Source organism: Paenibacillus sp. YAE3 (assembly GCF_057546105.1).
In genome coordinates this window covers 121,978-146,804 of sequence record NZ_BAAIYF010000012.1, presented here as the reverse complement: position 1 = coordinate 146,804, position 24,827 = coordinate 121,978, and the positions used below count along the sequence as shown (strand labels likewise).

The 24,827-nt window shown below is 51.1% G+C and carries 19 protein-coding genes; all 19 read left to right on the top strand.

Annotated elements, in window-relative coordinates:
* The first annotated feature begins 143 nt into the window (after positions 1–143).
* A complete protein-coding gene (spoIID, locus tag AC27KL_RS21835; RefSeq protein WP_487171037.1) occupies positions 144–1,484 on the top strand; it encodes a stage II sporulation protein D in 1,341 nt (446 codons plus the stop codon).
* A 100-nt stretch (positions 1,485–1,584) separates the two neighbouring features.
* Positions 1,585–2,331, top strand: coding sequence for a peptidoglycan DD-metalloendopeptidase family protein (locus AC27KL_RS21830; RefSeq protein ID WP_487171036.1), 747 nt, complete (start codon positions 1,585–1,587; stop codon positions 2,329–2,331).
* Positions 2,332–2,633: 302 nt separating this feature from the next.
* Positions 2,634–2,915: a sporulation transcriptional regulator SpoIIID gene (spoIIID, locus tag AC27KL_RS21825; RefSeq protein ID WP_036715046.1), complete on the top strand. Its 282-nt coding sequence runs from the start codon at positions 2,634–2,636 to the stop codon at positions 2,913–2,915.
* A gap of 199 nt (positions 2,916–3,114) precedes the next feature.
* Positions 3,115–4,113 carry a rod shape-determining protein gene (gene mreB, locus AC27KL_RS21820; protein WP_036715062.1) on the top strand — a complete coding sequence of 333 codons (999 nt, stop codon included), beginning with the start codon at positions 3,115–3,117 and terminating at the stop codon, positions 4,111–4,113.
* An 83-nt stretch (positions 4,114–4,196) separates the two neighbouring features.
* The gene (locus AC27KL_RS21815; protein ID WP_212949804.1) at positions 4,197–5,078 is read left to right on the top strand and encodes a flagellar hook-basal body protein; all 882 of its coding nucleotides are present in this window, start codon (positions 4,197–4,199) and stop codon (positions 5,076–5,078) included.
* 30 nt (positions 5,079–5,108) lie between these two features.
* Entirely contained in the window at positions 5,109–5,927 is an 819-nt protein-coding gene (locus AC27KL_RS21810; RefSeq protein ID WP_036715049.1) for a flagellar hook-basal body protein, read from the top strand.
* A 12-nt stretch (positions 5,928–5,939) separates the two neighbouring features.
* Positions 5,940–6,221, top strand: coding sequence for a DNA-directed RNA polymerase subunit beta (locus tag AC27KL_RS21805; protein WP_212949806.1), 282 nt, complete (start codon positions 5,940–5,942; stop codon positions 6,219–6,221).
* Between the two features lie 320 nt (positions 6,222–6,541).
* Positions 6,542–6,979, top strand: coding sequence for a 3-hydroxyacyl-ACP dehydratase FabZ (fabZ, locus tag AC27KL_RS21800; protein WP_036715052.1), 438 nt, complete (start codon positions 6,542–6,544; stop codon positions 6,977–6,979).
* Positions 6,980–7,019: 40 nt separating this feature from the next.
* Positions 7,020–8,738 (top strand): phospho-sugar mutase, encoded by a 1,719-nt coding sequence (locus tag AC27KL_RS21795; RefSeq protein ID WP_212949807.1) that lies wholly within the window; start codon positions 7,020–7,022, stop codon positions 8,736–8,738.
* An 84-nt stretch (positions 8,739–8,822) separates the two neighbouring features.
* Complete coding sequence (locus AC27KL_RS21790; RefSeq protein ID WP_487171035.1) at positions 8,823–10,838, top strand: DUF5693 family protein; 2,016 nt, start codon at positions 8,823–8,825, stop codon at positions 10,836–10,838.
* Positions 10,811–11,944 (top strand): polysaccharide pyruvyl transferase CsaB, encoded by a 1,134-nt coding sequence (csaB, locus tag AC27KL_RS21785; protein WP_212949810.1) that lies wholly within the window; start codon positions 10,811–10,813, stop codon positions 11,942–11,944. Before AC27KL_RS21790 ends, csaB begins: the two co-directional genes overlap by 28 nt.
* A gap of 30 nt (positions 11,945–11,974) precedes the next feature.
* Positions 11,975–12,721 carry a WecB/TagA/CpsF family glycosyltransferase gene (locus tag AC27KL_RS21780; RefSeq protein ID WP_373316228.1) on the top strand — a complete coding sequence of 249 codons (747 nt, stop codon included), beginning with the start codon at positions 11,975–11,977 and terminating at the stop codon, positions 12,719–12,721.
* A gap of 114 nt (positions 12,722–12,835) precedes the next feature.
* Positions 12,836–13,960, top strand: a complete 1,125-nt coding sequence (locus AC27KL_RS21775) for an MraY family glycosyltransferase (RefSeq protein ID WP_212949813.1) — start codon at positions 12,836–12,838, stop codon at positions 13,958–13,960.
* Between the two features lie 193 nt (positions 13,961–14,153).
* Positions 14,154–18,143, top strand: a complete 3,990-nt coding sequence (locus AC27KL_RS21770) for an S-layer homology domain-containing protein (RefSeq protein WP_212949814.1) — start codon at positions 14,154–14,156, stop codon at positions 18,141–18,143.
* A gap of 137 nt (positions 18,144–18,280) precedes the next feature.
* Positions 18,281–18,622 carry a hypothetical protein gene (locus AC27KL_RS21765; protein WP_036715061.1) on the top strand — a complete coding sequence of 114 codons (342 nt, stop codon included), beginning with the start codon at positions 18,281–18,283 and terminating at the stop codon, positions 18,620–18,622.
* Between the two features lie 449 nt (positions 18,623–19,071).
* On the top strand, positions 19,072–22,110 hold the full coding sequence (locus AC27KL_RS21760; RefSeq protein WP_487171034.1) for an S-layer protein: 3,039 nt from the start codon (positions 19,072–19,074) through the stop codon (positions 22,108–22,110).
* Positions 22,111–22,215: 105 nt separating this feature from the next.
* Positions 22,216–22,782, top strand: coding sequence for a hypothetical protein (locus AC27KL_RS21755; RefSeq protein WP_487171033.1), 567 nt, complete (start codon positions 22,216–22,218; stop codon positions 22,780–22,782).
* A 125-nt stretch (positions 22,783–22,907) separates the two neighbouring features.
* Entirely contained in the window at positions 22,908–23,186 is a 279-nt protein-coding gene (locus AC27KL_RS21750; protein ID WP_487171032.1) for an alpha/beta-type small acid-soluble spore protein, read from the top strand.
* A 328-nt stretch (positions 23,187–23,514) separates the two neighbouring features.
* The gene (gene metK, locus AC27KL_RS21745) at positions 23,515–24,717 is read left to right on the top strand and encodes a methionine adenosyltransferase (RefSeq protein ID WP_487171031.1); all 1,203 of its coding nucleotides are present in this window, start codon (positions 23,515–23,517) and stop codon (positions 24,715–24,717) included.
* Positions 24,718–24,827 lie beyond the last annotated feature (110 nt).

Sequence of the window (24,827 nt, the reverse complement as noted above, 5' to 3'; positions counted from 1 at the left end):
AAATTTGGGTCATAACTATACGTATCGGGATTGTTGAGAGGCGAAATAGCTGGAGGAATCCGACCACAATCCCTTACGCAAGCCGAATGCCGATGACATTCTACCAATAGCGGTTGATCCGAACCAATGGAGGTTGAAAGAATATGAACGATCCTCGCACGCAAATCAGAGTTTCCGTCGGGCAGGGCCGCCAAGCTGCGGAGCCCGAGCATGCGATACATCAGGAGGGCGGCCGGGAGCGCAGCCCGGCCGCCACCCCCCGGCAGCACCTGCGGGTGCTGCCGGCTCCCGAGGCGCAGCCGCCGCAGGCCGCTGCGCCGGAGATGCCGGAGCCGCGCGAAGCGCTCCGGCAAGGGCCGGGCGCGCCCGCAGGCGCCCGGCAGGAGCCCGGGCGGCGGCCATGGGCCCCGCCGCCTCCCGCGCGCGGCCGCGGCAAAGCCTGGCGGCCGCAGGGACCGGGCAGCGCCCGCAGGCTCCGCCCCGCCGCCATGTGGGCGGGCGGGCTGCTGACGCTGGCGCTGCTCATCCCGGCGCTTGTGGTGGCAACGCACCAAAAGCCGGATCCCGCGCCGGCGCCGATCCCCGCGCCGGCCGCCCCGGTTGTGCCGCAGCAGACGGCACAGCCGCAGGTGTCCGTTTATCTAACGAAGACGGGCCAGGTGGAGAAGCTGTCGCTCGAAGATTACGTCGTTGGCGTCGTCGCGGCGGAAATGCCCGCCGAATTCGACCTTGAAGCGCTTAAGGCGCAAGCGGTCGCGGCCCGCACCTTTATTGTCCGCAGGCTCGCGGACGGGGATAAAAGCGGCGTTCCCGGTTTGCAGGCGGACGTGACCGATACGGTAGCCCACCAGGCTTACATTTCCCAGGCCGAGCTGGCGGCCAAATGGAAGGAAAAACCCGAGGAGCTGGCGAAGCTGAAACGGGCGGTGGAAGAAAGCCGCAACACGATCATGACCTATAACGGCAAACCGATCACCGCTTCGTTTTTCTCTACCGGCAACGGGTACACCGAAAATTCCGAAGACTACTGGAGCCAGAGCATCCCGTACCTGCGCAGCGTCGCCAGTCCATGGGACGAGCAGGCGCCGGGTTACAAAGAGACCGTTCAAATGAGCATCAAGGATTTTTTGACCAAGCTCGGATTGGCGGACAAGGCGGTTCCGGCTTCGGCGACGGGAGAACACCGGCCTTTTATCCACATCCTATCAACGACCGAAGGCCATCGGATCAAAGAGATTTCGATCGGGGGCGAAACGTTCACCGGCCGCGAAGTGAGAGAAAAACTAGGGCTGCGCTCCAGCGAATTCAGTTGGAAGACTTCCGGCAGCGACGTGTTGATTACGACGTACGGGTACGGCCATGGCGTAGGCATGAGCCAGTGGGGGGCGGAAGGCATGGCGAAGGAAGGATACACCGCTACGCAAATCCTGAAACATTATTATACCGGCGTCCAATTTTCGAAAGCTTCCGATTTTGTAAAATGAGACTCCGAAAATGGGCCGATAGATTTTTTTCAAAAATAATATAAGAGATACGTATAAAAGGTTTGACCCCGGTAACAATGATTACTGAGGTGATAACCATATGAATGAACAAAACAAAAGTAGTCAAAACCATGGAGAAACTCCTAAAAAATCACAGGGAGAGCTGGTAAACCAGTCGTCTGCATGGAAAAAGCTGTTGTCCAAACGGTGGGTATACCCGGCAGCTTACGTGGCCGCAGCAGCAATTATACTAACCTTAGTTTGGGTCTACCAGGATGCCAGCATGAAGAACCTTCCGCAAGACCCTGCTAAAGTGTCGGAAACCGCAAACGCGCCTGCTGCCGGCGAAACCGGCAAGGACGCCAAACAAGACAAAGCCGTTGAAGTGACCGCAACCGTCGAAGACATGGCATGGCCGGTGGCCGATGCCAAGGAAATCAAAGTCGTGAAGCCGTTTTTTGAGGAAGATGGCACGCCGGAAAACAATCAGGCAGCCATGGTGCAGTACAATGACACGTTTATGCCGAACGTCGGCGTCGATCTCGGACGCGAGGACGACAAAGCTTTCGAAGTCAAAGCGGCGCTCGGGGGCAAAGTCACCCGCGTGGAGCTGAATCCGCCGCTCACCGGCACGGTCATCGAAATTACGCATGACAACGACGTCCAAACGGTGTATCAATCCCTTTCCGACGCCAAAGTCAAAGAAGGCGACACGGTGAAGCAGGGCGATACGATCGGTACGGCCGGCCGCAGCGAACTCGAAAAAGACCTGGGCAACCACCTGCACTTCGAAGTGCGTGAAAAAGGAGCGCCGGTCAATCCGGAAGAGCTTCTTCCCAAAAAATAATTAAAGCACGAGGAAAGGCAGGGAAATCCCCTGTCTTTTTTTTCGTCCATTCCTTTGCTTCGCGTTTCATGCCGGTCCTTCATACGGCGCAGCCTTTATTGGGAACCGGGCCGATGCATCCTTTTCCGGAGCCCGTCAAAGCGCTCGGTCGGCTCCGAAGCCAAGGTCCCGTTTCCTTAGGTTTTTTGCATGCAGCGAAAAATAAATAGGCCTAAAGGAGCTTGTCAGCCCTCCAAAGCGCGAATATATAGGCACGCCCCTCATATAATGTACCAAACTATCCACAGTAGGGAGGCGGGAACGTGCACGATTACATCAAGGAACGGACTATTAAGATTGGACGTTGTATCGTGGAAACGAAGCACACGGTCCGGACTATAGCCAAGGAATTTGGCGTATCAAAAAGCACTGTGCATAAGGACTTGACCGAGCGGCTGCCGGAAATCAATCCTGATCTGGCTGACCAGGTCAAACACATACTCGAATACCATAAGTCGATCCGTCATCTACGGGGAGGGGAAGCGACAAAAATCAAATACAAAAAGACGAAAAAACGCGAAGCCGTGGCGTCGGCCAAATCGTAACGATTGGCTGGTCAAATAGCGCCTTAAACCATTGAATCCGTCCCCTGAAGTATGATATGTTAAAAGATGGTATGAGGTCGAAAAATGTGATCCCTGCTTCCCTATATACATAATTCCTGCCGCATCTTGTCGAAAAGGGACTTCTTAAGGCTCAGGGACTCTTTTACCATAAAATATGACTTTGGGGGCTCTTTTCATGATGTTTAGCAAGGATATTGGAATTGATTTAGGTACGGCTAACGTTCTGATCCATGTCAAAGGGAAGGGGGTTATCCTTGACGAACCTTCCGTAGTGACGATTGAAAGCGATACGAAAAAGGTGCTTGCCGTCGGCGAGGACGCCCGCCGGATGGTGGGACGCACGCCGGGCAACATCGTGGCCATCCGTCCGCTTCGCGACGGGGTCATTGCGGATTTTGCCATCACCGAGGCGATGCTGAAATATTTTATCGGACGTGTGGGTGCACGCGGCTGGAGCAGCCGCCCCCGCATCCTGATTTGCGCGCCGACCAACATCACGTCGGTCGAACAGAAGGCCATCCGCGAGGCGGCCGAGCGCAGCGGGGCCAGGGACGTCTTTTTGGAAGAGGAACCGAAGGCCGCGGCGATCGGAGCCGGCATGGACATCTTCGAACCGAGCGGCAATATGGTCGTCGACATCGGCGGCGGCACGACGGATGTGGCCGTGCTTTCCATGGGCGACATCGTAACGGCATCTTCTATTAAAATGGCGGGGGACAAGTTTGACGAGTCCATCGTAAAATATATCAAAAACAAATATAAACTGTTGATCGGCGAACGTACTTCCGAGGATATCAAAATCAAGATCGGCACGGTGCGTCCGGGGGGACGCAAGGATGAAATGGATATTCGAGGGCGCGACATGGTTTCGGGACTTCCGCTCACGGTCACCATTTCGTCGGACGAGGTTCAGGAGGCGCTGTGGGAGCCCGTTTCCTCCATCGTCGCTGCAGCCAAGTCGGTTTTGGAACGGACACCGCCCGAATTGTCGGCGGACATTATCGACCGCGGCGTCATATTGACAGGCGGGGGAGCGCTGCTGAACGGACTGGACGAGCTTCTCTCCGAAGAACTCCGCGTTCCGGTATTGATTGCCGAAGACCCGATGCATTGCGTCGTCAAAGGGACGGGCATCATGCTGGACAATTTGGACAAGGTGGTTAAGAAAACGGTCTGAGCGTCCGATAAAAAAGTATAGGATCGCGGGCCGTCAGGCCCGTTTACGGATATGCACCACCAGGAAAAGGGGGCTCCCGCTCAATGATTAGAGGATTGTACACGGCAGCCGCCGGCATGCTGACCCAGGAAAGCCGGCATGATACGGCGGTTCAAAATTTAGCGAACATCAATACCCCGGGCTACAAACAGGTAAACAGCGTAGCGCGTTCGTTTCCGGAAATGCTGCTGTCGATGGTCGGCGGTGCAAGCGATGTCCCGGCAACCAGGATCGGCAAGCTGAACACGGGGGTTTTTGCGGAAGAGGCGTTGTCGCTATATCAGCAGGGCGTCATTCGGGAAAGCAGCAAACCGACCGATTTTGCGCTCGTGTCCGATATGGAGATGACCGATCCGGCCACCGGGCAACCGATCCGGTTTGACGGCTCCGGCAAATACGTGAACGCGGACGGCGAAGTCTTTTACAAGCCTGAAGCTTTCTTTACGGTGCAGGATCAAAACGGAGAACTGCGGTATACGAAGGACGGCAGCTTTAAAGTCGCCCTTGACGGCAGCCTGCTGACCCAGGAAGGATACCAGGTATTGGATAGCAATAATCGGCCGATCGTATTGACAGGCCCTGCAGACCGTTTTAAAGTGGACGAGCAGGGATACGTCCTGAATCCGGCCACCGGAGCGCGTGGGGCGCGGCTGGGCGTGGCGGTCGTGGGACAACCTTATCAGATGGTCCGCGAAGGAAACGGCGTATTCCGGATCGACGATCCGCAAGAGGCCGGCGTCCGTCCCGTCGGCGGAACCGACCGCGTGGAGGTACGCCAGCACTATATCGAAAGCTCGAACGTCAACGCGTCCGAGGTCATGGTCGATATGAATACGGCGCTGCGCGCGTACGAGGCCAATCAGAAAGTGATTCAGTTTTACGATAAAAGCTTGGAAAAAGCCGTCAACGAGGTTGGCAGGGTATAAAGCGGATATGAGGGTTAAGGGAGGTCTAACATGAACAACTCCATGATCAGCGCGATGGTGTCGATGAACGGGATTCAACGCAAACTGGATGTCATTGCCGACAATATCGCGAACCTGGATACGGTGGGATACAAACAAAAGGATACCACGTTCGAGGATACGCTGACTTCCGTGATGCAGCAGCCGAAGGACTTCAAGCAGCAGGGAAGATTTTCGCCGCTGGGATATACGACCGGCTTCGGCGTCCGTACGGGCGACGTTTTCCGTGATCTGTCGCAAGGACCGCTGGAGCAGACGAACCAGCCGATGGATCTGGCGATCGAAGGGGAAGGCATGTTTGCGGTCGAAGCAGGCGGCAGACGGGCGTACACGCGGGAAGGCGCTTTCCATTTCGTTCCGGATCCGGGCGTTCCGGGGTCGATGGTGCTGGTCAATAACCAAGGCTATTTCGTGTTAAACGAGAAAAACCAGCATATCCGGGTGTCCGATAAGGCGAAAGTGGCCATTGACCCTCAAGGCAAAGTTCTCGTCGATCGGGGCGGCGCCATCACGACGGCAGGCACGCTTAAAGTGCTGAAGCCGCTGCGCGAAGATGAGCTTCAGCAAATGGACGGCAACCTGTTTGTCGTTCCGGCGAGATTAACCGAGAATCAGGTGTTTGAAGTACCGGCAGCAGGAGGCCTGCCGAAGGATACTTCAATCCGTTCCGGATATCTCGAACAATCCAACGTGGATTACATGGGCCAAATTACCGATATGATGCAAATGCAGCGCGCGTATCAGTTGGCGGCCCGGGCCATTGCTTCCAGCGATACGATGATGAGCCTGGCCAATAATATGCGGGGTTAGGTGGAAGCGGCTATGAGCGATACGAATAAGCCAACCGATCGTTTGGCTAGGGTGCGGCATACAAACGATGCCGAAGGCAAGCAGGACGGGAAACCGGATGACGGGACGAAGCCTGCCAGGAAAAAAACGGCACGCTGGAGAATTGTCATACGCTGGATGATTCCGCTGTTTCTGCTGCTTGCGCTGGTCGGCGGGTTGATTGTCGGATACGTCGTCATCGGCAAGCAAAGCTTGTCCGACGTGTTTAAGTGGGAGACATGGCAGCATGTCATCGATTTGGTTTTTGCTCCTTAAAGGGCGAAACATTGCAACAGAGTGACAGAAAACTCCTTCGTTCGTCCGTGGGAGTTTTCTTTTTTTGCTCGGAAAATGTATAATGATGGGGGACTTGAGAACACCCAAAAGGGCCCTCTCCGGGCCGCGCCAATCGACTGCGGCTTGATGGAGAAAGCCCCTTATCTGAACCTTCACTTCTGCAGTTGGTGAAGGATACGTATAGTTTTTTCCGTATATTTATGTTTTTATGCAATGATAGAGGTTAGAAACGCCGTTTAGGCGCAGGCGGTAGCGGCGCCCATCGGCTCAACCCACTTTTGGAAGGAGAATTGATACCCGTGCTTAACGTTAAAGAAATCCAGGAGATTATCCCTCACCGTCCCCCGTTTTTGCTGGTGGATCGGATCGTGGAAATGGAGGTCGGCAAACGTGCGGTCGGCATTAAAAACGTGACGATCAACGAGCCGTTTTTTATTGGCCATTTTCCGGAATATCCGGTGATGCCGGGCGTTCTTATTACCGAAGCGCTCGCCCAAGTAGGGGCTGCGGCGATTTTGCAGGAAGAAAGCAATAAGGGCAAAATCGGTTTTTTGGCCGGCCTTGACGGATTCCGTTTCAGAGGACAAGTCGTTCCGGGCGATACGCTCCGTTTGGAAGTGGAAATCACCCGATTGAAAGGGAGCATCGGCAAAGGCCATGCGGTCGCGAAGGTTGACGACAAGGTGGTTGCCGAAGGCGAAATCATGTTTGCTTTGTCCGATCCAACCAAAGGTTAGACGAAACCAATATTAAAAAGACGGTGAAAGGGGAAACGATATGACGCAACTCAGCTTAACGGCAGAAGAAAACGTACGGCGCTGGTTATCCGATCCTTCGGTCGACGAAGAGACCAAACAGGAGCTGCAACAGCTGCGCGAGCAGCCGCAGGAGCTGGAAGACCGTTTTTATAAGGATCTCGAATTCGGAACCGGCGGCCTCCGCGGCGTGATCGGCGCGGGAAGCAACCGGATGAACCGTTATACCGTGGGCAGGGCCACGCAAGGTTTTGCGCGCTACATTCTTGAGCAGCACGGCCAGGCGGAAGGCACGCCATCGGTCGTGATCGCCCATGATTCCCGCCATTTTTCTCCGGAATTCGCGCTTGAAGCGGCACTGGTGCTTGCCGGCAACGGCATCACCGCCAAACTCTTTCCGTCGCTTCGCCCGACGCCTCAGCTTTCGTTCAGCGTACGCCATTTGAACGCGACCGGAGGCATCGTGGTGACGGCCAGCCATAACCCGCCGGAATATAACGGCTATAAGGTGTATAATGCCGAAGGCGGCCAGCTGGTTCCGGACCAGGCGGAAAAAGTGATCGCTTATATTCAGGAAGTCGATTCTTTTGCGGCGGTCAAACGGCTCGATCGTTCCGAAGCGGAAGCGAAAGGGCTGCTTGTATGGCTCGGGGAAGCCGAAGACGAAGCATTCGAGGATACGGTCGCGGCGGCAAGCGTCAATCGGGACCTGATTGCCTCGAAGCTGGGCAAGGATTTTAACATCGTTTTTACGCCGCTGCACGGCACGGGCAACATCCCGGTGCGGAACGTGCTCAAAAAGGTTGGCTTTACCAACGTGCATGTCGTAACCGAGCAAGAGCAGCCGGATGCGGAATTTTCGACCGTCAAATCGCCGAATCCGGAGGAACGCGAAGCGTTTACGCTGGCGATGAAACTCGGCAAAGAGCTGCAGGCCGATATCCTGATCGGCACCGATCCCGATTGCGACCGCATGGGAGCCGTCGTGCTGAATGACAAGGGCGAATATGAAGTCCTTTCCGGAAACCAATCCGGAGCCATCATGATTCACTATTTGCTGAGCCAGCTGAAGGAAAAAGGAAAACTGCCGGATAACGGCGCGGTCATCAAAACGATCGTGACGAGCGAAATGGGCGCGACGATCGCCCGGCATTACGGGGCGCAAGTCTTCAATACGCTGACCGGCTTCAAATATATCGGCGAAAAAATGACGGAGTTCGAACAATCCGGCTCGCATACGTATTTGTTCGGCTATGAGGAAAGCTATGGATACCTTGCCGGAAACTATGCACGGGACAAGGATGCGGTGCTTGCGTCGCTCCTGATCTGCGAAGCGGGCGCTTACTATAAGGCCCAGGGCAAAACGCTCTACACCGTGCTCCAGGAGCTGTACGAACAGTTCGGATACTTCCGCGAGAAGCTGGAATCCCGCACGCTGAAGGGCAAGGACGGGTTGGCCCAGATCCAGGCGAAAATGACGGATTGGCGCAATCATCCGCCGCAGACCATTGCGGGGGCTTCCGTGAAGGAAGTGCTGGACTATTCCAAAGGGCTGGACGGGTTGCCGCGCGAAAACGTGCTGAAATATATGCTCGATGACGGTTCATGGTTCTGCCTGCGCCCATCCGGCACGGAACCGAAGATTAAGGTGTATTTTGCCGTTCGCGGTACGTCGCTGCAGGATGCCGAGGAGCGGATCAACAAGCTCGCGGCCGAAGTGATGTCGAGGGTGGACGCCTAACACGACAAGACAAGGATAGTCCGCAAAGCCCCGGCCGTTGCTGCTGCGGCTTTGCGGAGTGTTATAAACGAGGAGGTACTTTTGGTGCATCAAAAATGGCAGCACTTTAGCACGGCATCGCGCAAATGGCTGTGGATCCTGGTCGTACTGGGCATCGTCGCCGCATTGCCGGTCGCGTACGACCGATACCAAACGGAATCATCAGCGAGCAATGTGGAGTTGGTATTCAACTACCGCGGCTTGGCCGAGGTGGCTTCTTACCATGCCCATCCCGAGCAATTTTTGCAGGAGCAGCTGGATAAATTAAAAGCGGCCGGCATCACAAGCATGGCCATGTTTGAAAGCACGCTGGACGATTTCAAAAAATCGCGGCGTCTCATGGTCTATAACGCCCATGACATTGCGCAAATGACGCAAAGCGTCGTGCCGACCGATGAAAACTTCACGTACATTCTGTTTACCAATGAAGAGAATGCAGGCCGGTTAACGCCTGTCATCGAAGACACGTTCAAGAGCCTGGACATCAACGTGAAACCTTGGGAGTTCCATAACCAGAAAGGTTTGATCATCGAAACGTCGCCGGAGGACGCCGCGCTCAAACCGATGCAGCCGGATCCGATCGCGTTCGAAATGCTGCGCAGCAAAGGATTCCATATCGTGCCGCGCATGTCCGACAGCCTTCCTTACGACCAAGAGGCGATGGAGAAGCTGCTTGCTTATTATGAAGCCAATGACGTCAAACGGATTTTGTTTGAGGGAGACTCGGTCAGAGGGTTTAACGATAACGAAGACAAAAACAGCCTGCAAAGCTTCGCCAACCTGCTGAACCAGCACGGCATCGGCATTGCGGCCATCGAAAACACGAAAAAACCGCAGGCGGGCATGTCCACGCTGGCGTATAACATCCATTATAATGTCGTCCGGCTGTATTCTCTGAGCGAAAAAGACGCGCTCCTGGACGAAGACACGATCGCCGACCGTTTTGCCTTGGCGACCAAAGACCGGAATATCCGGATGCTTTACATCAACACGGCGCCAAGCCGGAGCGCATCCAAAGCGATGGTGACCGATTCGATCGACAACATCATCAAAAGTTTGAAAGAGCCTGGCAACGCCATCGAACAAATGGAGAAAAACGGATTCCATATGGGACGCGCAGAAGCCTTCCATATTACCGATTCTTCCTTGCAGCATTATTTGAAAATGGTCGTCGTGCTTGGCGGAGTCGCTTTTGTGGCGCTCATGATTTCTTATTTCCTGCCGCTGCTTACTTTGCCGGCCTTTGTCCTCGGTTTGATCGGCAGCGCGGGACTGTATGTGCTGAAGCCTGCGTTGTTTGAACAAGCGCTTGCTTTGCTCGTGGCCATCAGCGGCCCGACGGTGGCGATGATTCTTGCGGTACGCAAACTCAATGCCCTTAACGGCGCGGATTCGGAACTGGCAACGGGACGGCGCGTGACGCATGCCATCGTGTTGTACATCAAAACGGCCATTATTTCCATGGCGGCGATCCCGTTCGTGATCGCGCTGCTCAACAATATTACGTACAGCCTCGTGCTGAACCAGTTCCGCGGCGTCAGCCTGCTGCATGCCGCTCCGATTCTGCTTATCGCCGTGTTCGTCATTTTGTACCGCGGCGGCAAACCGTTCCGGCAGATCGGCAAGCTGTTCAGAACGCCGATTACGCTGCTGTGGGTCGTCGTGGGCGTCGTGATCGCCGGCGCCGGCATGTATTATTTGAGCCGGACAGGCAATGCGGGCAAAGTCAGTTCGATCGAGATGGTGATGCGCACGTTCCTGGAAAATACGTTCCATGTGCGTCCGCGCAACAAGGAAATCGCCATGCATCCGCTCTTCCTGCTTGGCATCTTCCTGTCGATTAGATACCGGAATGCCGTTTACATCATGATTTTCGCCGTCATCGGCCAATTGTCGATGGTGGACACTTTTGCCCATATTCATTCGCCGATGAAAATTTCGCTTGCCCGCGACCTCCTGGGTCTGGGAATCGGATTTATCCTCGGACTGATCGCTATCGTGGTATGGCAAATCGCGGAAGGATGTTGGAAAAAATGGTCACCTCGCCTGAAACAACAGTAGTCATTTCGGGGTATTACGGCTTTAAAAACAGCGGAGACGAGGCCGTGCTGCAGTCCATTCTGACGGCGCTGGAAGAACAGGGGAAGCAAGCGGGGGTCAAAATCACCCCCGTCGTGCTTTCGATCGATCCGGCATGGACGTCGTCGACCTACGGCGTACGGGCGGTTCACCGGATGAAGCTGGGCGAAGTGAGAAACGCTCTGAAGAACAGCAGCGGTTTGATCAGCGGGGGCGGAAGCCTTTTGCAGGACGCCACCGGAACCAAGACCATTCCGTACTACCTGGGGATCATCAAGCTGGCCCAATGGCTGAACAAGCCGGTGTTCATTTACTCCCAAGGGATCGGCCCCGTGAACCGCAAGCTGTTTTATCCGCTGATTAAAGGAACGTTCAAAAAATGCGAATACATTTCCGTTCGCGACGAGCAATCCGCGGAGCTGCTGCAAAGCATGGGGCTGGAGCGGGACCGGATTCAAGTGGTTCCCGACCCCGTGATGGGGCTAACGCCTGAAACGGAAGGCTTGGCTTCGCTTGCCTCGGATGAAGATCCGCAGCTGCCCGTCATCGGCATTTCCGTCCGTTATTGGGATGCGGAGCGCCGGGAGCTGCGGGCGATTGCCGAAGGGCTTCGGGCATTTTGCCAAAAGCAGCCCGCCCACCTGCGCTTTCTGCCGTTTCATTTTCCGGGCGACGAAAAGGCGTCGCAGGACATCATCCAGCAGATGGGGGATTTGGTTTCCGCCGGAAGCAAAGTGTCGGTATGCCGGGAGGCGGTTCATCCGCGCCATATGCTAGCCGAAGTGGGGCGCTGCGACCTGGTCATCGGGATGCGGCTTCACAGTTTGATTTACGCCGCTAACCGGCAGGTGCCGCTGATCGGCATTTCGTACGACCCGAAGATCGACCATTTCCTGAAAAGGCTCGACGTTGAGCCTGTCGGAACGAGCAGTTCGCTTTCCCCCGCGGCGCTTGCGTCGGAAATCTCCAGGTTGTTGGCCGGCGCGGATCGGTGGAAGGAAGAAGCCAAACTCCGCATCGACAAGCTGAAGCGGGAGGCGCAGGAGCCTGCGCGGCACATCATTGAGTTTTTGAGCAGTAAAGGATAAGGGGATTTGACCGTGAACCAATTCGAACAGATGCCTACGGTTCCCATCTACGGTTTGCAGATATGCAGATGGGGGATGGAGGACACCGTTAAGTATTTAACCCATAAGTTGCAGTCGGAAGAGCGCAAGCCTATACAGGTAATTACGGCCAACCCGATCATGGTGATGAAAGCTCTGGAAGAGCCGGATTACATGCAGGTGATGAAAAACGCCGAACTGCTCGTGCCGGACGGTACCGGCGTCGTGTGGGCGGCCGCCAAAACGGGAATGCCCGTCCAGGAACGCGTGGCCGGGTTTGACCTTTTACATGAACTGATGAGAGTCGGAGAAGACTACCATTGGAAGGTATACTTGCTCGGTTCGACGCCGGAAGTGATTCAGGCCGCCGCGGAGCGGTTACATCTGCAATATCCGGGCGTCGAAATCGCGGGCTACCGCGACGGTTATTTCAAGGCGGAACAGGATGCGGAGGTCATCGCGGAGATTCGCAAGGCTGCGCCGGATATTTTGTTCGTCGCGCGGGGGGCGGATACGCAGGAACCATGGATTGCCCGTTATAAGGAACAGCTTGGCGTTCCGCTTATGATGGGCGTCGGCGGAAGCTTCGACGTCATCTCGGGCAAGTCCAAACGCGCGCCGAAGCTGTTCCAAAAACTGCGTCTTGAATGGTTCTACCGGCTGCTGAGAGAGCCGACGCGGGCCGCAAGAATGCTTGCGCTGCCGAAATTCGCCCTTAAAGTGATGCGGGATAAAGAAAACGTGACGAAACCCAGATAAAAGACGCTTATGAACTGCAAAAACCCGATTTTTTGCTGAAAAACAGGATTGGTTTTATTTTTTTGATGAGAGTATAATTCAATCCGGTAAAGAAAATGGGGGTTGAACGTACACATGTTAATGATAGCCATCATCGGATGTATCGTGTCATTGGCTTTGGCACTGCTGTTAACGCCGCTGGTGAAAAAACTTGCGATAAAGATCGGCGCCGTCGATGTTCCGAACGCCCGAAAAGTGCACACGAAAATCATGCCCCGGCTTGGCGGATTGGCGATATTTTTGGCATTTATGCTGTCCATGTTTGCCGTCCTTCCATTTGTCGCAGATCAGTTTTCCGCTCGGGATGCGAATTTTATTAAGGCCTTCTTGCTTGGGGGATCGCTGATCGTCCTGACCGGCGCCTTGGACGACCGGTTTGAGCTGTCGGCCAAAGTGAAACTGCTTGGACAAATCATTGCCGCGTGCATCGTCGTTTTCGGCTTTGGCATCACGGTCGATTTTGTGAATATACCTTTTAACGATTCCTACTCGTCGCTCGAAAGCTGGATCGCCATCCCGCTCACGATTTTCTGGATCGTCGGCGTCACGAACGCCATCAACCTGATCGACGGTCTGGACGGGTTGGCCGCCGGAGTATCGGGCATCGCGATCGGAACGATTCTGGTCATGTCCCTGCTCATGGGCAACCTGACCGTTGCGCTGCTCTGCCTGCTGCTGCTTGGCGCGATCATCGGATTCCTGTTCTTCAACTTCCATCCGGCACAAATTTTCATGGGCGATACGGGTTCGCTGTTCCTCGGCTTCTGCCTGGCGATGTTGTCCATGCTCGGATTTAAGCAGATCGCGATCGTTTCGTTTATCACACCGCTGATCATTATCGGCGTGCCGCTGTCGGATACGTTTTTCGCCATCGTGCGCCGCTGGATCCAGAAGAAACCGATTTTCGCCCCGGACAAGGGTCACCTGCATCACTGCTTGCGGGAAATTGGCTTCAGCCACCGCCAGTCTGTCCTCATCGTATACGGCATCGCCGCCTTTTTCGGCGTCCTGGCTGTCATTCAGTCTTCCGCCGCGATGTATGAAGCGAATTGGGTCACCTTCGTCGTCATCTGCGTGATGATGTTCTTCATGCAAATCGGCGCCGAAGTTATCGGACTTGTCGGGAAGACGAAACGGCCGATTCTGGATTTGGTTGCAAGGCTCCGAATGAAAGCAAGCGCGGAGCGCGGTTCGAAGTAAACGTGGATTGTTTATGCGTCATGCCATCATATATTCATATGCAGAACGTCGCACCTTGGGTGCGGCGTTTTTTGATTTCTATTTTGGCGGTGTTTTTCAGGCAAGGGTTTTTTTATTGTTAGGTTTTACTAAATTATCGATTGGCTGGTGCCGATAAAAGAGATAAATGCATAAAACAGGAGGGAAAATGATTTTGAAGAGGATCCTATCCGTATTTTTGGCAGTTGTCCTTGTCATCAGTTTGCTGCCGGCTTCTTTTGCCAATACGGTAAGCGCAGCGCAAGCCGGCACTTTTTTTATTTTTCCGAACGAGCAGTATGACGTCAATTCGGCGCGTCTTGTCAATGAAGACCGCGTTAGTTTGACGGGTACGCTGAACGGGGTCAATGATAAGCAAATTTCTTACAGCGTATTTCAATTGACGAAAAAAGCGGATGGCACGATTTCCATCGTCAATTCGAATGAAGGACAAACCGGCAACATCATCGTCAACAACGGCAAAATCACGGTGTCCAACATCAAGCTTTTTTCCGGATTGAACCGGATTACGTTTAAAGGCCTGCAAGGCACGACGCAAGTCGAAGATTCGATCTATGTCGAGTACCGCAACGGGCCGACGATTTACGATTTGAAAGCGAACCTGGTGGACGGCAGCCAGGCCATTGAATTGAAGGAAGACAGTCCGGCCGTATTGACGGCTTCCCCGGGAAGTCCTGCGTACGGCAAAACCAAAACGGATATCAGCATCTCCGGTTATGCGCCGAGCGCGGATAAAGTGACGGTCGAGGTTAACGGACGCAGTTGGACTTATACGGTGTCGAGCTACAACAACTACAAGTTTTTTGCTTCGCCGATCAATGTCAACAGCGGAAGCAACATCGTCAAAATCAAAGTTTTGAATCAAAACCAGACGCTTGAAACTAGCCGCGAAGTTACGTTTTATAACGGCAAGGTCACCTTTTTTGACGTAAGAGCGACGGACGGTACCGACGTATCGGCAGATCTGTCGTCTTTCCCTAACTTCAATGTAAGCAGCACGAATATTACCGTCAAAGGTAAAGCAATTATCCCGATCAAAAACGGTCAATTGCCGGATGCGGCAGCTCTTTCGACCTATTTGGGGTACGCGTTTGCCAACGGGGCATCCGGCAGCGGAACCGCGCCCGTGACCGTGCTCGAGAGCGCCAACGATTACATGATGATCGAGTTCTCCGGCGTGGCTCCGGTTTCGGCGCAGTTCGACAGCCTGATCAACGTGACGCTGACAGCTGCAGACGGCACGACCGGTGCAGGCATTAGTTCGACGGTCGGTTTAACCTTAAGAGACAAAAACAAGCCTTTTATCCAGGAAGTCAATTATTTGTCCGGTTACAGCAGCGGCATGAGCACGTCGCAGATCCTGAACCTTTCGGGGACTTCGATGAACGGCGCCAACATTTTCTCCCTGCCGATCGCCATGGAGGTTTTGGTCGCGAACGGGGCAAGCGTCAATAACATCACGATCACCGGCATCACGGATGCCAAAGGCAACGCCCTTACGCCATTCAGCCAGCCGGTTGTCCTGGCCTCCGAAAGAGTCGTTAGAAACATTAACGGCAATCAGGTCGAACTGCAGCGCATCATCATCCGGGTAGACAAGCTTCCCGCGGCAGGCTATCAGAAGATTACCTTCCAGGCCAACAATGTGGCCGGGTCTGAGCTGACCGTTCCGGTTACGCTGCTTTACGGCCCTTATGTGCAGTTCACATCGCTGTATGACGACATGAAAATCGAGATGGATACGAATAATCCGAATCTGAAGGACAACGTCATGAAAGACGTGGATTATTTCAAAGGGCAGCTGATGAACGTCGCCAACGACAGCGAAATCAAATACAGCGGCACCGACCAAACGATCTTTTTGTACATCAATAATACGCTTGTGAGCCTTGAGAAGGATCCGACCTCGTCTGAGGTGTCCAAGTTTAGAATCGCTTCAGGCGACGAGAATAAAGCTTACCAAGCGTTGTTCCCAGGCAACAACATCATTAAATTCGTGTTTAAGTCGCCAAAGAACTCGTATGAAAAATCGATCAATATCAGCTACGTGCCTTTGAACGTACCTGTGATTCCGGTACCGGATTCCGTAGGGGTATTCCCTTACAGCATTGACAATACCGACCCGGTTCCTGACAACAACGACAAGAAGTTCGAAAAGACCGGTTCCGTCTATACGACGACCGAGAAAAAGATGAACGTATACGGAACGTTCGATTTCATCGATTTGGGCCAAACCAAAAGCGCGGTGGACAGCAAGCTTCTCACCAATTCAGCAAGCAACTCGAAATATATGCTTAAAATCTCGACTCCAACGACGGATGGCAAAACCCAAGAATATACTTGGTCCATGGATCAAAGATTTTATGCATTAAAAAGCCCGGGCGACGTATTTAACAGCTCGAACGGCAATACGAATCCGAACCTGAACGTTTATTATGATTACGACACCCAAACGTTCAGCTTTAAGCTTTTGAATCAATCCTTGCCGCTGAACGGCAGCCCGATCGTATACAACATCACGGTGTATAACAGCGGGGAAGGCGGTCCGACGGCAACGTTCCGACTCGAAGTCACTTATAAAACGGCACCGTTCCAGATCATTCGTCCGCTTGAAGGCAGAAGACTGGTGAACCAGAACTTCGTCGAAGTTATCGTATCGTCCGACAACGCATCGAAAGTGATGATCGGAAAGCAGGAAGCGAAGAAGTCCGCTTTTGACGCGGATTACGATCCGTCCAACGGCATCGATTACCCGAATGCGTATCGGGCGATCGTTAAAGATCTCAAGCCGAACAAGGACAACAAAATCGACATTACGGTATTTGTCGGAAACGATCAACTGAAAGACTACATTACCGTCAAATACGTGCCGACAAGCATTCCGGGCGCGCAATATTTGGAAACGATGAAAAGCTCGCACAAAGCTTTTGACGGCAATTTGACGTTAACCTTTCCGAAAGGAGCAAGCCTGATCCGGAGAGATTACAACGTGGCCGACCAGTTCAAAAACCAAGTGTTCTCCGGGCATGATATTTTGTTCGCCATCGCGAACAGCGAGGACGGCGTCGTAGACCGCCGCGAATTCGAAGTGCCGGTTGCCAATTTCGATAATGAAATCGCGCTGGGCAAACAGCTCTTTATCGGCAACTTCCAGCAGCGGTTTGTCAAATCGAGCCCTGTATTCTGGATTGATCCGGGAACGGCCGACGATATCAACACGGACAAGGTATATGACCCGATTACGCATGGTTCCGACCCATACCAGCTTCCGGGGTCCGAAGTGCGAAGCTTCTATAATAGAGAAAGCATGAACGAGCTGGTTCCGTCCAAACGCGGGACGCTGACGCTCACCTATGACGCGAATATTACGCAGGATGCGGGACGGCTCGTAACGGTATTCCGTTTTGATCCGGAGCTGCAGAAATGGGAAAACATCGGCGGCGTCGTGGATCCGAAAAAACATACGGTTAAAGTGCCGTTTGACCGTTTTGGCTACTACGTCGTTGCCAAATTAGGTTATTCCTACAACGATGTCGTGCAGCATCCGTACGGCCGGGATTATATCGAAACCATCTATGCCAAAGGCGTCATGAACGCCTTCGATCCGTCGGAACGTTTTGGAACGGATTTGTATATTTCCCGGGCTGAATTCGTGCGCGCGATCGTCAGAGCGCTGGAGATTCCTTTGAATTACCAGGGACCTAAGCATTTCTCCGATATTCCAAGCTCGCTTACGAGCATTAACGTCGACGGTCTATGGGATTTCAGATATATCGAGACCGCGGCGCGCGAAGGGATCACGAGAGGGGCGCAGCCGCAGTTCTTCGACGCGGAAAGCGCCATTACCCGCCAGGACGCTTCGGTCATGATCGCCAAGGCGCTCAACCTGAAGCTTGAGACCGACCGGGCGAAAATCACGAAGGATCTCCAAAAGTATTTTAAAGACTATGCAAGCATCGATTACTACGCGCAGCCTTCGGTTCTGGCCATCGCCAAAAAAGGCTTCATCCAAGGTTCGCCTGTCGATCCGGCCGATCCGAAACGGGGTAACATGTTTAATCCTACCGCCAATATGCTGCGCGGAGATGCCGCCATCATTATGGGCAAAGTCATGGCAGACCTGAAGAAGCTGCCTAAGATGTAAGCATGAAAAAACAAACAGCGGGAGCCGGCAATTCCGGCTCCCGTTCTATTTCCAATTACAATTCTTTGTAATTTGTCGAGGATTAGGATACAATGACGTAGAATACAATTTATAATTTAAAGGGTGAAGGCTATCTTATGAAACCGATCTATTCCAAAGCTCAGTTGGACTATATGAAAGCAAAAACCAAATTTGAGAATAAGGCCAGCACATTGGAAAAAAAGATTGAGATGACTCGCAAAACGAGAGAAATTACTCAAGAAGTCATGGAAGGCCTTGTAATGGAAACGGGCTTTCATGATGCCTATAACGAACTGCTGCAGTCCGAAAACGCACTGATCGAGTGGTCCCACTCCACGATTAAGCACGAAAAAACATACCGCGAGAACAAACAGCCGATCGAACAGATGTATGAGAACCTGAACTCCAGTCCGGAGATGCGGGCTCAGATCATCGAACTGGCCATGAAAATTCGTTAACGTTTTGTAACTATTACATCCATTCATTGATCATAAAGAACGCCAAACGGCGTTCTTTTTTCTTTTTCGGAAGATCCATTTCCAGTTCGCAAAGCCCCTAAATTTCCACATATCTCCTGTACAAGCAGGTAAATATCCCATCATTACGGCACTCGGGTAACAATTTTGAAATTTTTTTAAAAAAGGTGCAACTTTTTATAACGGCGTGCGTCTAAGATGTAGAGTCAATTACGATGGGCGAATCCAACAATGTCCTGTAGAAGAAATTTGTCTATATTTTAGAAAAATGTTCTTTACGGCATCTTGACCCCATTGTATAATACTTAGGTAGTATTAGGAATCTACTCTTTTTTTGTCGTATTCCAAGTTTACCAGTTTCTGTGATTTCGTCACAGACATCATTTATATGGAAATTTTGCTCCGACTCGGGAAAGGGGGTGCACGTGACTATGAGTAACAAGAGCTACCCAATTAAAGAAAACTCTAATGTGATGAAAGTTCAAGGAGGAGAACAAAAGGTTATGAAGAAAATTTTGACAGTCGCTTTGTCTACAGCAATGGCATTCTCCATGTTTGCTTCTGTAGCATTCGGTGATTCCGCAGTATCCGTACAAGAGAAATATGATTCCCTGAAAGCTAAAGGAATCTTCAATGGTTACCCAGACCAACAAGCTCACCTGGAAAGAGACATGACTCGCGCTGAGTTCGCGAAAGTCCTGACTAAACTTCTGGGTCTGAAAGAAGTAACTGGCACTCTGTCTTACAAAGACAAAGGCTACGACGCTAAAAACTGGGCTGTTCCTTACATCGAAGCAGTAACTGCTGCCGGCATCATGGAAGGCCAAGACAAAGTAAAACAAATCTTCAACTACAACGGTAAAGTAACTGTTGAAGAAATGGCTACTGCACTGGTTCGCGCATTGAAACTTGAAGTTCCTGCGAACGCTGATAACAGCGCATCTACATGGGCTAAAGGTTATGTGCAAGCAGCAATCGACAAAGGTCTGATCTCTAAAGGCCTGAACTTCCAAGCTAACGCTACTCGCGAACAGCTGGTTAACGCTGCTTACCAAGCAGAGCAAATCATCAACCTTTCCGTTAAGTCCTACAAAGTAGCTGAGAACGGTAAAGACATCGAGTTCACTTTGAGCTCCGGTGAAGTTGTAAAAGTAACTTTGGAAAAAGCTCTCGAGCCTAACAAAGAAACTGAAGTTAAATTCAAAAACTCCGCTGGTCAAGAAATCACTGCAAAAGTGACTTGGGTTGTAACAGCCGCTCAAAAAATCGTTTCTGCTTCCGGTACAAACTACAAAGAAGTAGTAATCAATTTTGATGGCGAGCTTGACCAACAAACAGCTGAAAATGCAGACAACTACAAAGTTGCTGAATTTACAAAACTGGAGTCCGCTACTTTGTCTTCCGACAAGAAGAGCGTAACTCTGTTGCTGCAAGAAGACAGCAAATTGTCTTCGCAAAAAACTTACAACCTTAAAGTTAACGGCGTCAAAAATGCCGGCGGCTCTAAGACTTTCAATGAATCAATTCAATTCTCTGCAGTAGATACTCAGCTTCCTCAAGTTAAAGAAGCTAAAGCTTTGGGAACTAAAGCATTCAAAGTTGTGTTCTCTGAGCCAGTTACACAAACAACTGCAAGAAACTTGGCTAACTACAAAGTTGACGGCAAGAACATTTCCGGGCATGTAGATTATACTTATCCGAACATTGCCTTCATCACTACTGATCTGAGTGTTGGTAAACACACTTTGACAGTACAAGATGTTCAAGATTATGCAAACTTCAAAGTAGCTCCAGTTGAAACGGATCTGACGGTTGCTGAAGATACAGTTGCACCAGAAGTTGAATCCGTAAAAGCAACGGACCTTACTAAAGTTGAAATTACTTTCAATGAATCCGTAAAATCGATCAGCAAAGTTTACCATACTTCCAGCAGCAAAAATGCTGATTACAAAATTAAAGACAACAAGCTCATCTTGACTTTCGACAAAGATAAGCAATTGAGCCTGGGTGAAAACACGATCTATGTTGATGGTGTAACTGACTACAGCGGTAACTCTGCTAACCGCCAAGTTAAAGTAACTCCTGAGTTGGATACAACTCGTCCAACTGTAGCTGGCGTAACTAGCGAAGTTGACGGAGATGTTACGAAAATTACTGTTGAATTCTCTAAAGATGTAAATGCAACTGACATCGCTAACAGAGAAAACTTCACCCTGAAAAAAGAAAATGGAGACATTTTCACGGGTAAGGGCTTTGATACTAAAGGTCATCCAGTAAATGAACCTCAATTCGCAGTGAGCAAGTACAACAATGAAAAACTGAAAAACAAAGTGGTTCTGACGACAATCGGTAAATTGCCTTCTGGCAAATATACCCTTGAAGTTGCAGGTGTCCGTGATAACACGGCAATTGGAAACACAATTGTTCCTCAAAGCGTAAGCTTTACTGCAACTGAAGCAGGTAACATCGAGCTTAACTCTGCTTGGTATACGATTGACGAGGACAACAACTACGTTGTAAATGTTCAGTTTAATAAGCCTGTTGTAACTACTGGTAGCGGAAATGCTCTGGATGTAAACAAATACAACTATGTTGTTGGATCAACTTACTATCCATTCCCATCCACATCGACTGAAATTAAACTTTACAGCTCTAATACTGTACAACTGACAGTTCCTAGAAAAGATGTTAAAGTTGATTTCGACGCAGGAAATGTTAATATCCGTGCAATCAACATCTCTGATGCTGATGGAAACTTTGTATCTGATAAAACAGTTAGCTTGAAAGATCGTAAGGCTTCGAGAATTGAAGTCGACAAAGATAGTGTTAAAGCTACTGCGAAAAACAAAGTCGTTGCTGACTTTAAAGGTGAATTGACTCGTCTGTACGCTTCTGATTTTGAATTTACAATCGGAGCAAACACGTATAATTCTAGCGACTTCTCTGCCACGATTGTAAATGCATCCGCTGGAAAAACATCGGTTGAATTTAAGTTCTACAATGATGTGATTCCTGCTAATTCCGGTGTTACACTTAAAACTGTTGCACAAAACGACATTAGATCCGTTGATGGTTACGGACGTAACCTTGAAGCGATTGCATCGGCACCAGTTGCAGATAAGATTGCTCCTGTATTGTATACAGAAAAAGGTGCCAATCCTTTGAGTGCTCAGATCGGTACTTCTACTGTAAGTGGAGCTACTTACTATGAAGCAGAAGTTTCTTTTGTGGAAAATGTAAAAGTATTCTACACTTCTGCAGCATTCAAAGTTGCTGTGAATGGTAATTATGCCGATACAGTTGGTGCTCGTGTAGAAGGCAACAAACTGTACGTTCAATTCAAATCTGATGTAAAAGTCGGCGACATTAGAAACCTTGAAGTTTACCTCAATGGTAACGCAAATGGTAAATTCGTTGTTGACGAAGCAGGTAATGCTGCTGAAGACTTCAGAACCTCGGTAACTCGCTAAGATTTAAGGAATTAAATTATTCTGTAAGAAAGAGGGGCTAATGAGACTATCTCATTAGCCTCTTTTTTTAAATTATTATGTTTTATAATCATAAGGAGGGGTTTTATGAGTAAAGTATCTAAGATGATATTTACGATAGCATTACTATCTGGCGGTCTCGCCCTCGGCTCCATCTTCAACATTACCGCCCAAGGCGCAGGCTCTGTAAGCCAACCCGGTACAGCCGACGATCCTGTCGTTACTAAAAGCTACGTAGACCAACAAATCCAAAAAGCTTTAGGCGGTGGCGGAAATGCAACGACTACGCCGCCGACGAATCCAACCACGCCAACCAATCCAACAACACCTCCGGCAACGGAAAAGCCATCCAGCGGAAAAGATGAAACTACGACCGTTGAAAATACGGTGTCCGTCGTTACCCTGAAGCCAGGTGAAAAATTGATTGCCAAAGCCGGTACTGAGTTTATTATTCGCAGCGGCAAAGGCGTTGTATACAGTCAGGACGCCAACGGTGTAGCCGATCTTACCGACGGAAAAGATATTGCCAATGGACAAGCTGTAGGGAATAACCATTTGCTTTCTTTTCCAAGAGATGGACGCGGCATCATGGTGCAGGAAGGCAACAAATATAATTTGATAGTCATGGTGCGTGGGGGATATTCGATCCAATAACATCCATAGATAGCGCTTTGTATAGCCTTATTTTTGCCAAAAGTAACAATGATTTATACGTCTATTGCGACGTGAAATACAGATACTATACCTGCAGTACCAACCATGCAGGAGGTGCATTTTCAATGCCTAGATCAAATAACCGGAATCGTAAGCTCGTGCCTGAATCCAGAGATATGCTGAACCAAATGAAATACGAAATTGCTTCGGAGCTGGGGCTGAGTTCGGCCTATGGTTCTTCCGGCGGGTTTGCGGACACTGAGTTTGCGGGAGAATTAGGGGAGTTTGGCGGATTTGCGGGCGGTGGTTCTTATGCCGGACATTTGACTTCCCGTCAAAATGGATCGGTCGGCGGGGAAATGACCAAACGTCTCGTTCGCCAAGCGCAACAAAGTTTATTGTAATCCTAAACCATCATTTTGATTCGAAAGCACTGCACAACAGCACAAAAGTTCCTTTTGGTGGATTGATTTATCCATTAAATGGAGCGGTTTTTGCAAATGTAGGATTCATTCTCCTTTCGTTGACATAGGTTGACAAATGCGTTAATATGTCCATTGAGGATTGTCATGCAGCCTTTTCCTGCCTGGGAAAAGGTTCATTTTTTGTATAGGGCATACTTAATGATTATTGATAATCAAGACCATAACGCCGCGCTATGCGGCAGAGCTGTAAAAGGAAGTACGTCGGTTGACGTTTTTCTTAATATTTGATCCTTAGGAGGTTGAACCTATGTCTGTAAAAGGACGTCATCTGTTTACTTCAGAGTCCGTTACGGAAGGACATCCGGACAAGATTTGCGACCAAATCTCCGATGCGGTGCTTGATGCATTTCTGGAAAACGATCCTTACGCTCGCGTAGCCTGCGAAGTGTCGGTTGCGACTGGCCTTGTGTTGGTTATTGGTGAAATCAGTACCAAATCCGAGTATGTAGATATCCCAGCTATTGTTAGAAATACCGTTAAAGAAATCGGGTATACACGCGCCAAGTTTGGCTTCGACTACAATACGATGGCCGTGCTGACATCCTTGAACGAGCAGTCTGCGGACATCGCCCAAGGCGTAAACGCTGCGCTTGAAAGCCGCGATCCTGCCCAGATGGATAAGGAAACGGAAAATATCGGTGCAGGCGACCAAGGTTTGATGTTTGGTTTTGCGACCAACGAAACGCCGGAGCTTATGCCGCTTCCTATCGCGCTTTCTCACCGTATCGCCCGCCGTTTGTCCGAAGTCCGCAAAGACGGCACGCTTGACTATCTCCGTCCGGACGGCAAAACGCAAGTGACGATCGAATACGTGGACGGCAAACCGGTACGCGTGGATACGATCGTAGTGTCGACTCAGCATTCCGAGGATGCAACGCTTGAGCAAATTCAAGCCGATATTAAGGAAAAGGTTATTCTTCCGGTCGTACCGGCAGAATTGCTGGATGAACAAACGAAATATTTCATTAACCCAACCGGACGTTTCGTGATCGGCGGTCCTCAAGGGGATGCCGGCCTGACGGGCCGCAAAATCATCGTCGATACCTACGGCGGTTATGCCCGCCATGGCGGCGGCGCATTCTCCGGCAAGGATCCAACGAAAGTGGACCGTTCCGCAGCGTATGCAGCACGTTATGTTGCCAAAAACATCGTTGCAGCCGGACTGGCAGACAAATGCGAAATCCAGCTTGCTTACGCGATCGGCGTTGCAACGCCGGTGTCCATCAACGTGGATACGTACGGCACGGGCAAAGTAAGCGACGAGAAGCTCGTTGAGCTGGTCCGGAACAACTTTGATCTTCGTCCTGCAGGCATTATCCGCATGCTGGACCTGCGTCGCCCAATCTATAAGCAAACCGCCGCTTACGGTCACTTCGGCCGTACGGACGTGGATCTGCCATGGGAACGCGTGGATAAGGCGGAAGAGCTTAAAGCCCAAGCGGGTCTGTAAGCTTTCATCTTTAACGGATATAAGATTATAATTCCCGGGGGTCACCGCTTTGCGGGGATACCCTACAAATTAAAACCTCAGTTTGGCTTTGCGCCGGGCTGAGGTTTTTT

Bases quoted from the DNA above. Each gene is read 5' to 3' on its own strand.
- spoIID (WP_487171037.1), top strand. From the start codon at position 144: ATGAACGATCCTCGCACGCAAATCAGAGTTTCCGTCGGGCAGGGCCGC.
- AC27KL_RS21830 (WP_487171036.1), top strand. From the start codon at position 1,585: ATGAATGAACAAAACAAAAGTAGTCAAAACCATGGAGAAACTCCTAAA.
- mreB (WP_036715062.1), top strand. From the start codon at position 3,115: ATGTTTAGCAAGGATATTGGAATTGATTTAGGTACGGCTAACGTTCTG.
- AC27KL_RS21815 (WP_212949804.1), top strand. From the start codon at position 4,197: ATGATTAGAGGATTGTACACGGCAGCCGCCGGCATGCTGACCCAGGAA.
- AC27KL_RS21810 (WP_036715049.1), top strand. From the start codon at position 5,109: ATGAACAACTCCATGATCAGCGCGATGGTGTCGATGAACGGGATTCAA.
- AC27KL_RS21805 (WP_212949806.1), top strand. From the start codon at position 5,940: ATGAGCGATACGAATAAGCCAACCGATCGTTTGGCTAGGGTGCGGCAT.
- AC27KL_RS21795 (WP_212949807.1), top strand. From the start codon at position 7,020: ATGACGCAACTCAGCTTAACGGCAGAAGAAAACGTACGGCGCTGGTTA.
- csaB (WP_212949810.1), top strand. From the start codon at position 10,811: ATGGTCACCTCGCCTGAAACAACAGTAGTCATTTCGGGGTATTACGGC.
- AC27KL_RS21780 (WP_373316228.1), top strand. From the start codon at position 11,975: ATGCCTACGGTTCCCATCTACGGTTTGCAGATATGCAGATGGGGGATG.
- AC27KL_RS21775 (WP_212949813.1), top strand. From the start codon at position 12,836: ATGTTAATGATAGCCATCATCGGATGTATCGTGTCATTGGCTTTGGCA.
- AC27KL_RS21765 (WP_036715061.1), top strand. From the start codon at position 18,281: ATGAAACCGATCTATTCCAAAGCTCAGTTGGACTATATGAAAGCAAAA.
- AC27KL_RS21760 (WP_487171034.1), top strand. From the start codon at position 19,072: ATGAGTAACAAGAGCTACCCAATTAAAGAAAACTCTAATGTGATGAAA.
- AC27KL_RS21755 (WP_487171033.1), top strand. From the start codon at position 22,216: ATGAGTAAAGTATCTAAGATGATATTTACGATAGCATTACTATCTGGC.
- AC27KL_RS21750 (WP_487171032.1), top strand. From the start codon at position 22,908: ATGCCTAGATCAAATAACCGGAATCGTAAGCTCGTGCCTGAATCCAGA.
- metK (WP_487171031.1), top strand. From the start codon at position 23,515: ATGTCTGTAAAAGGACGTCATCTGTTTACTTCAGAGTCCGTTACGGAA.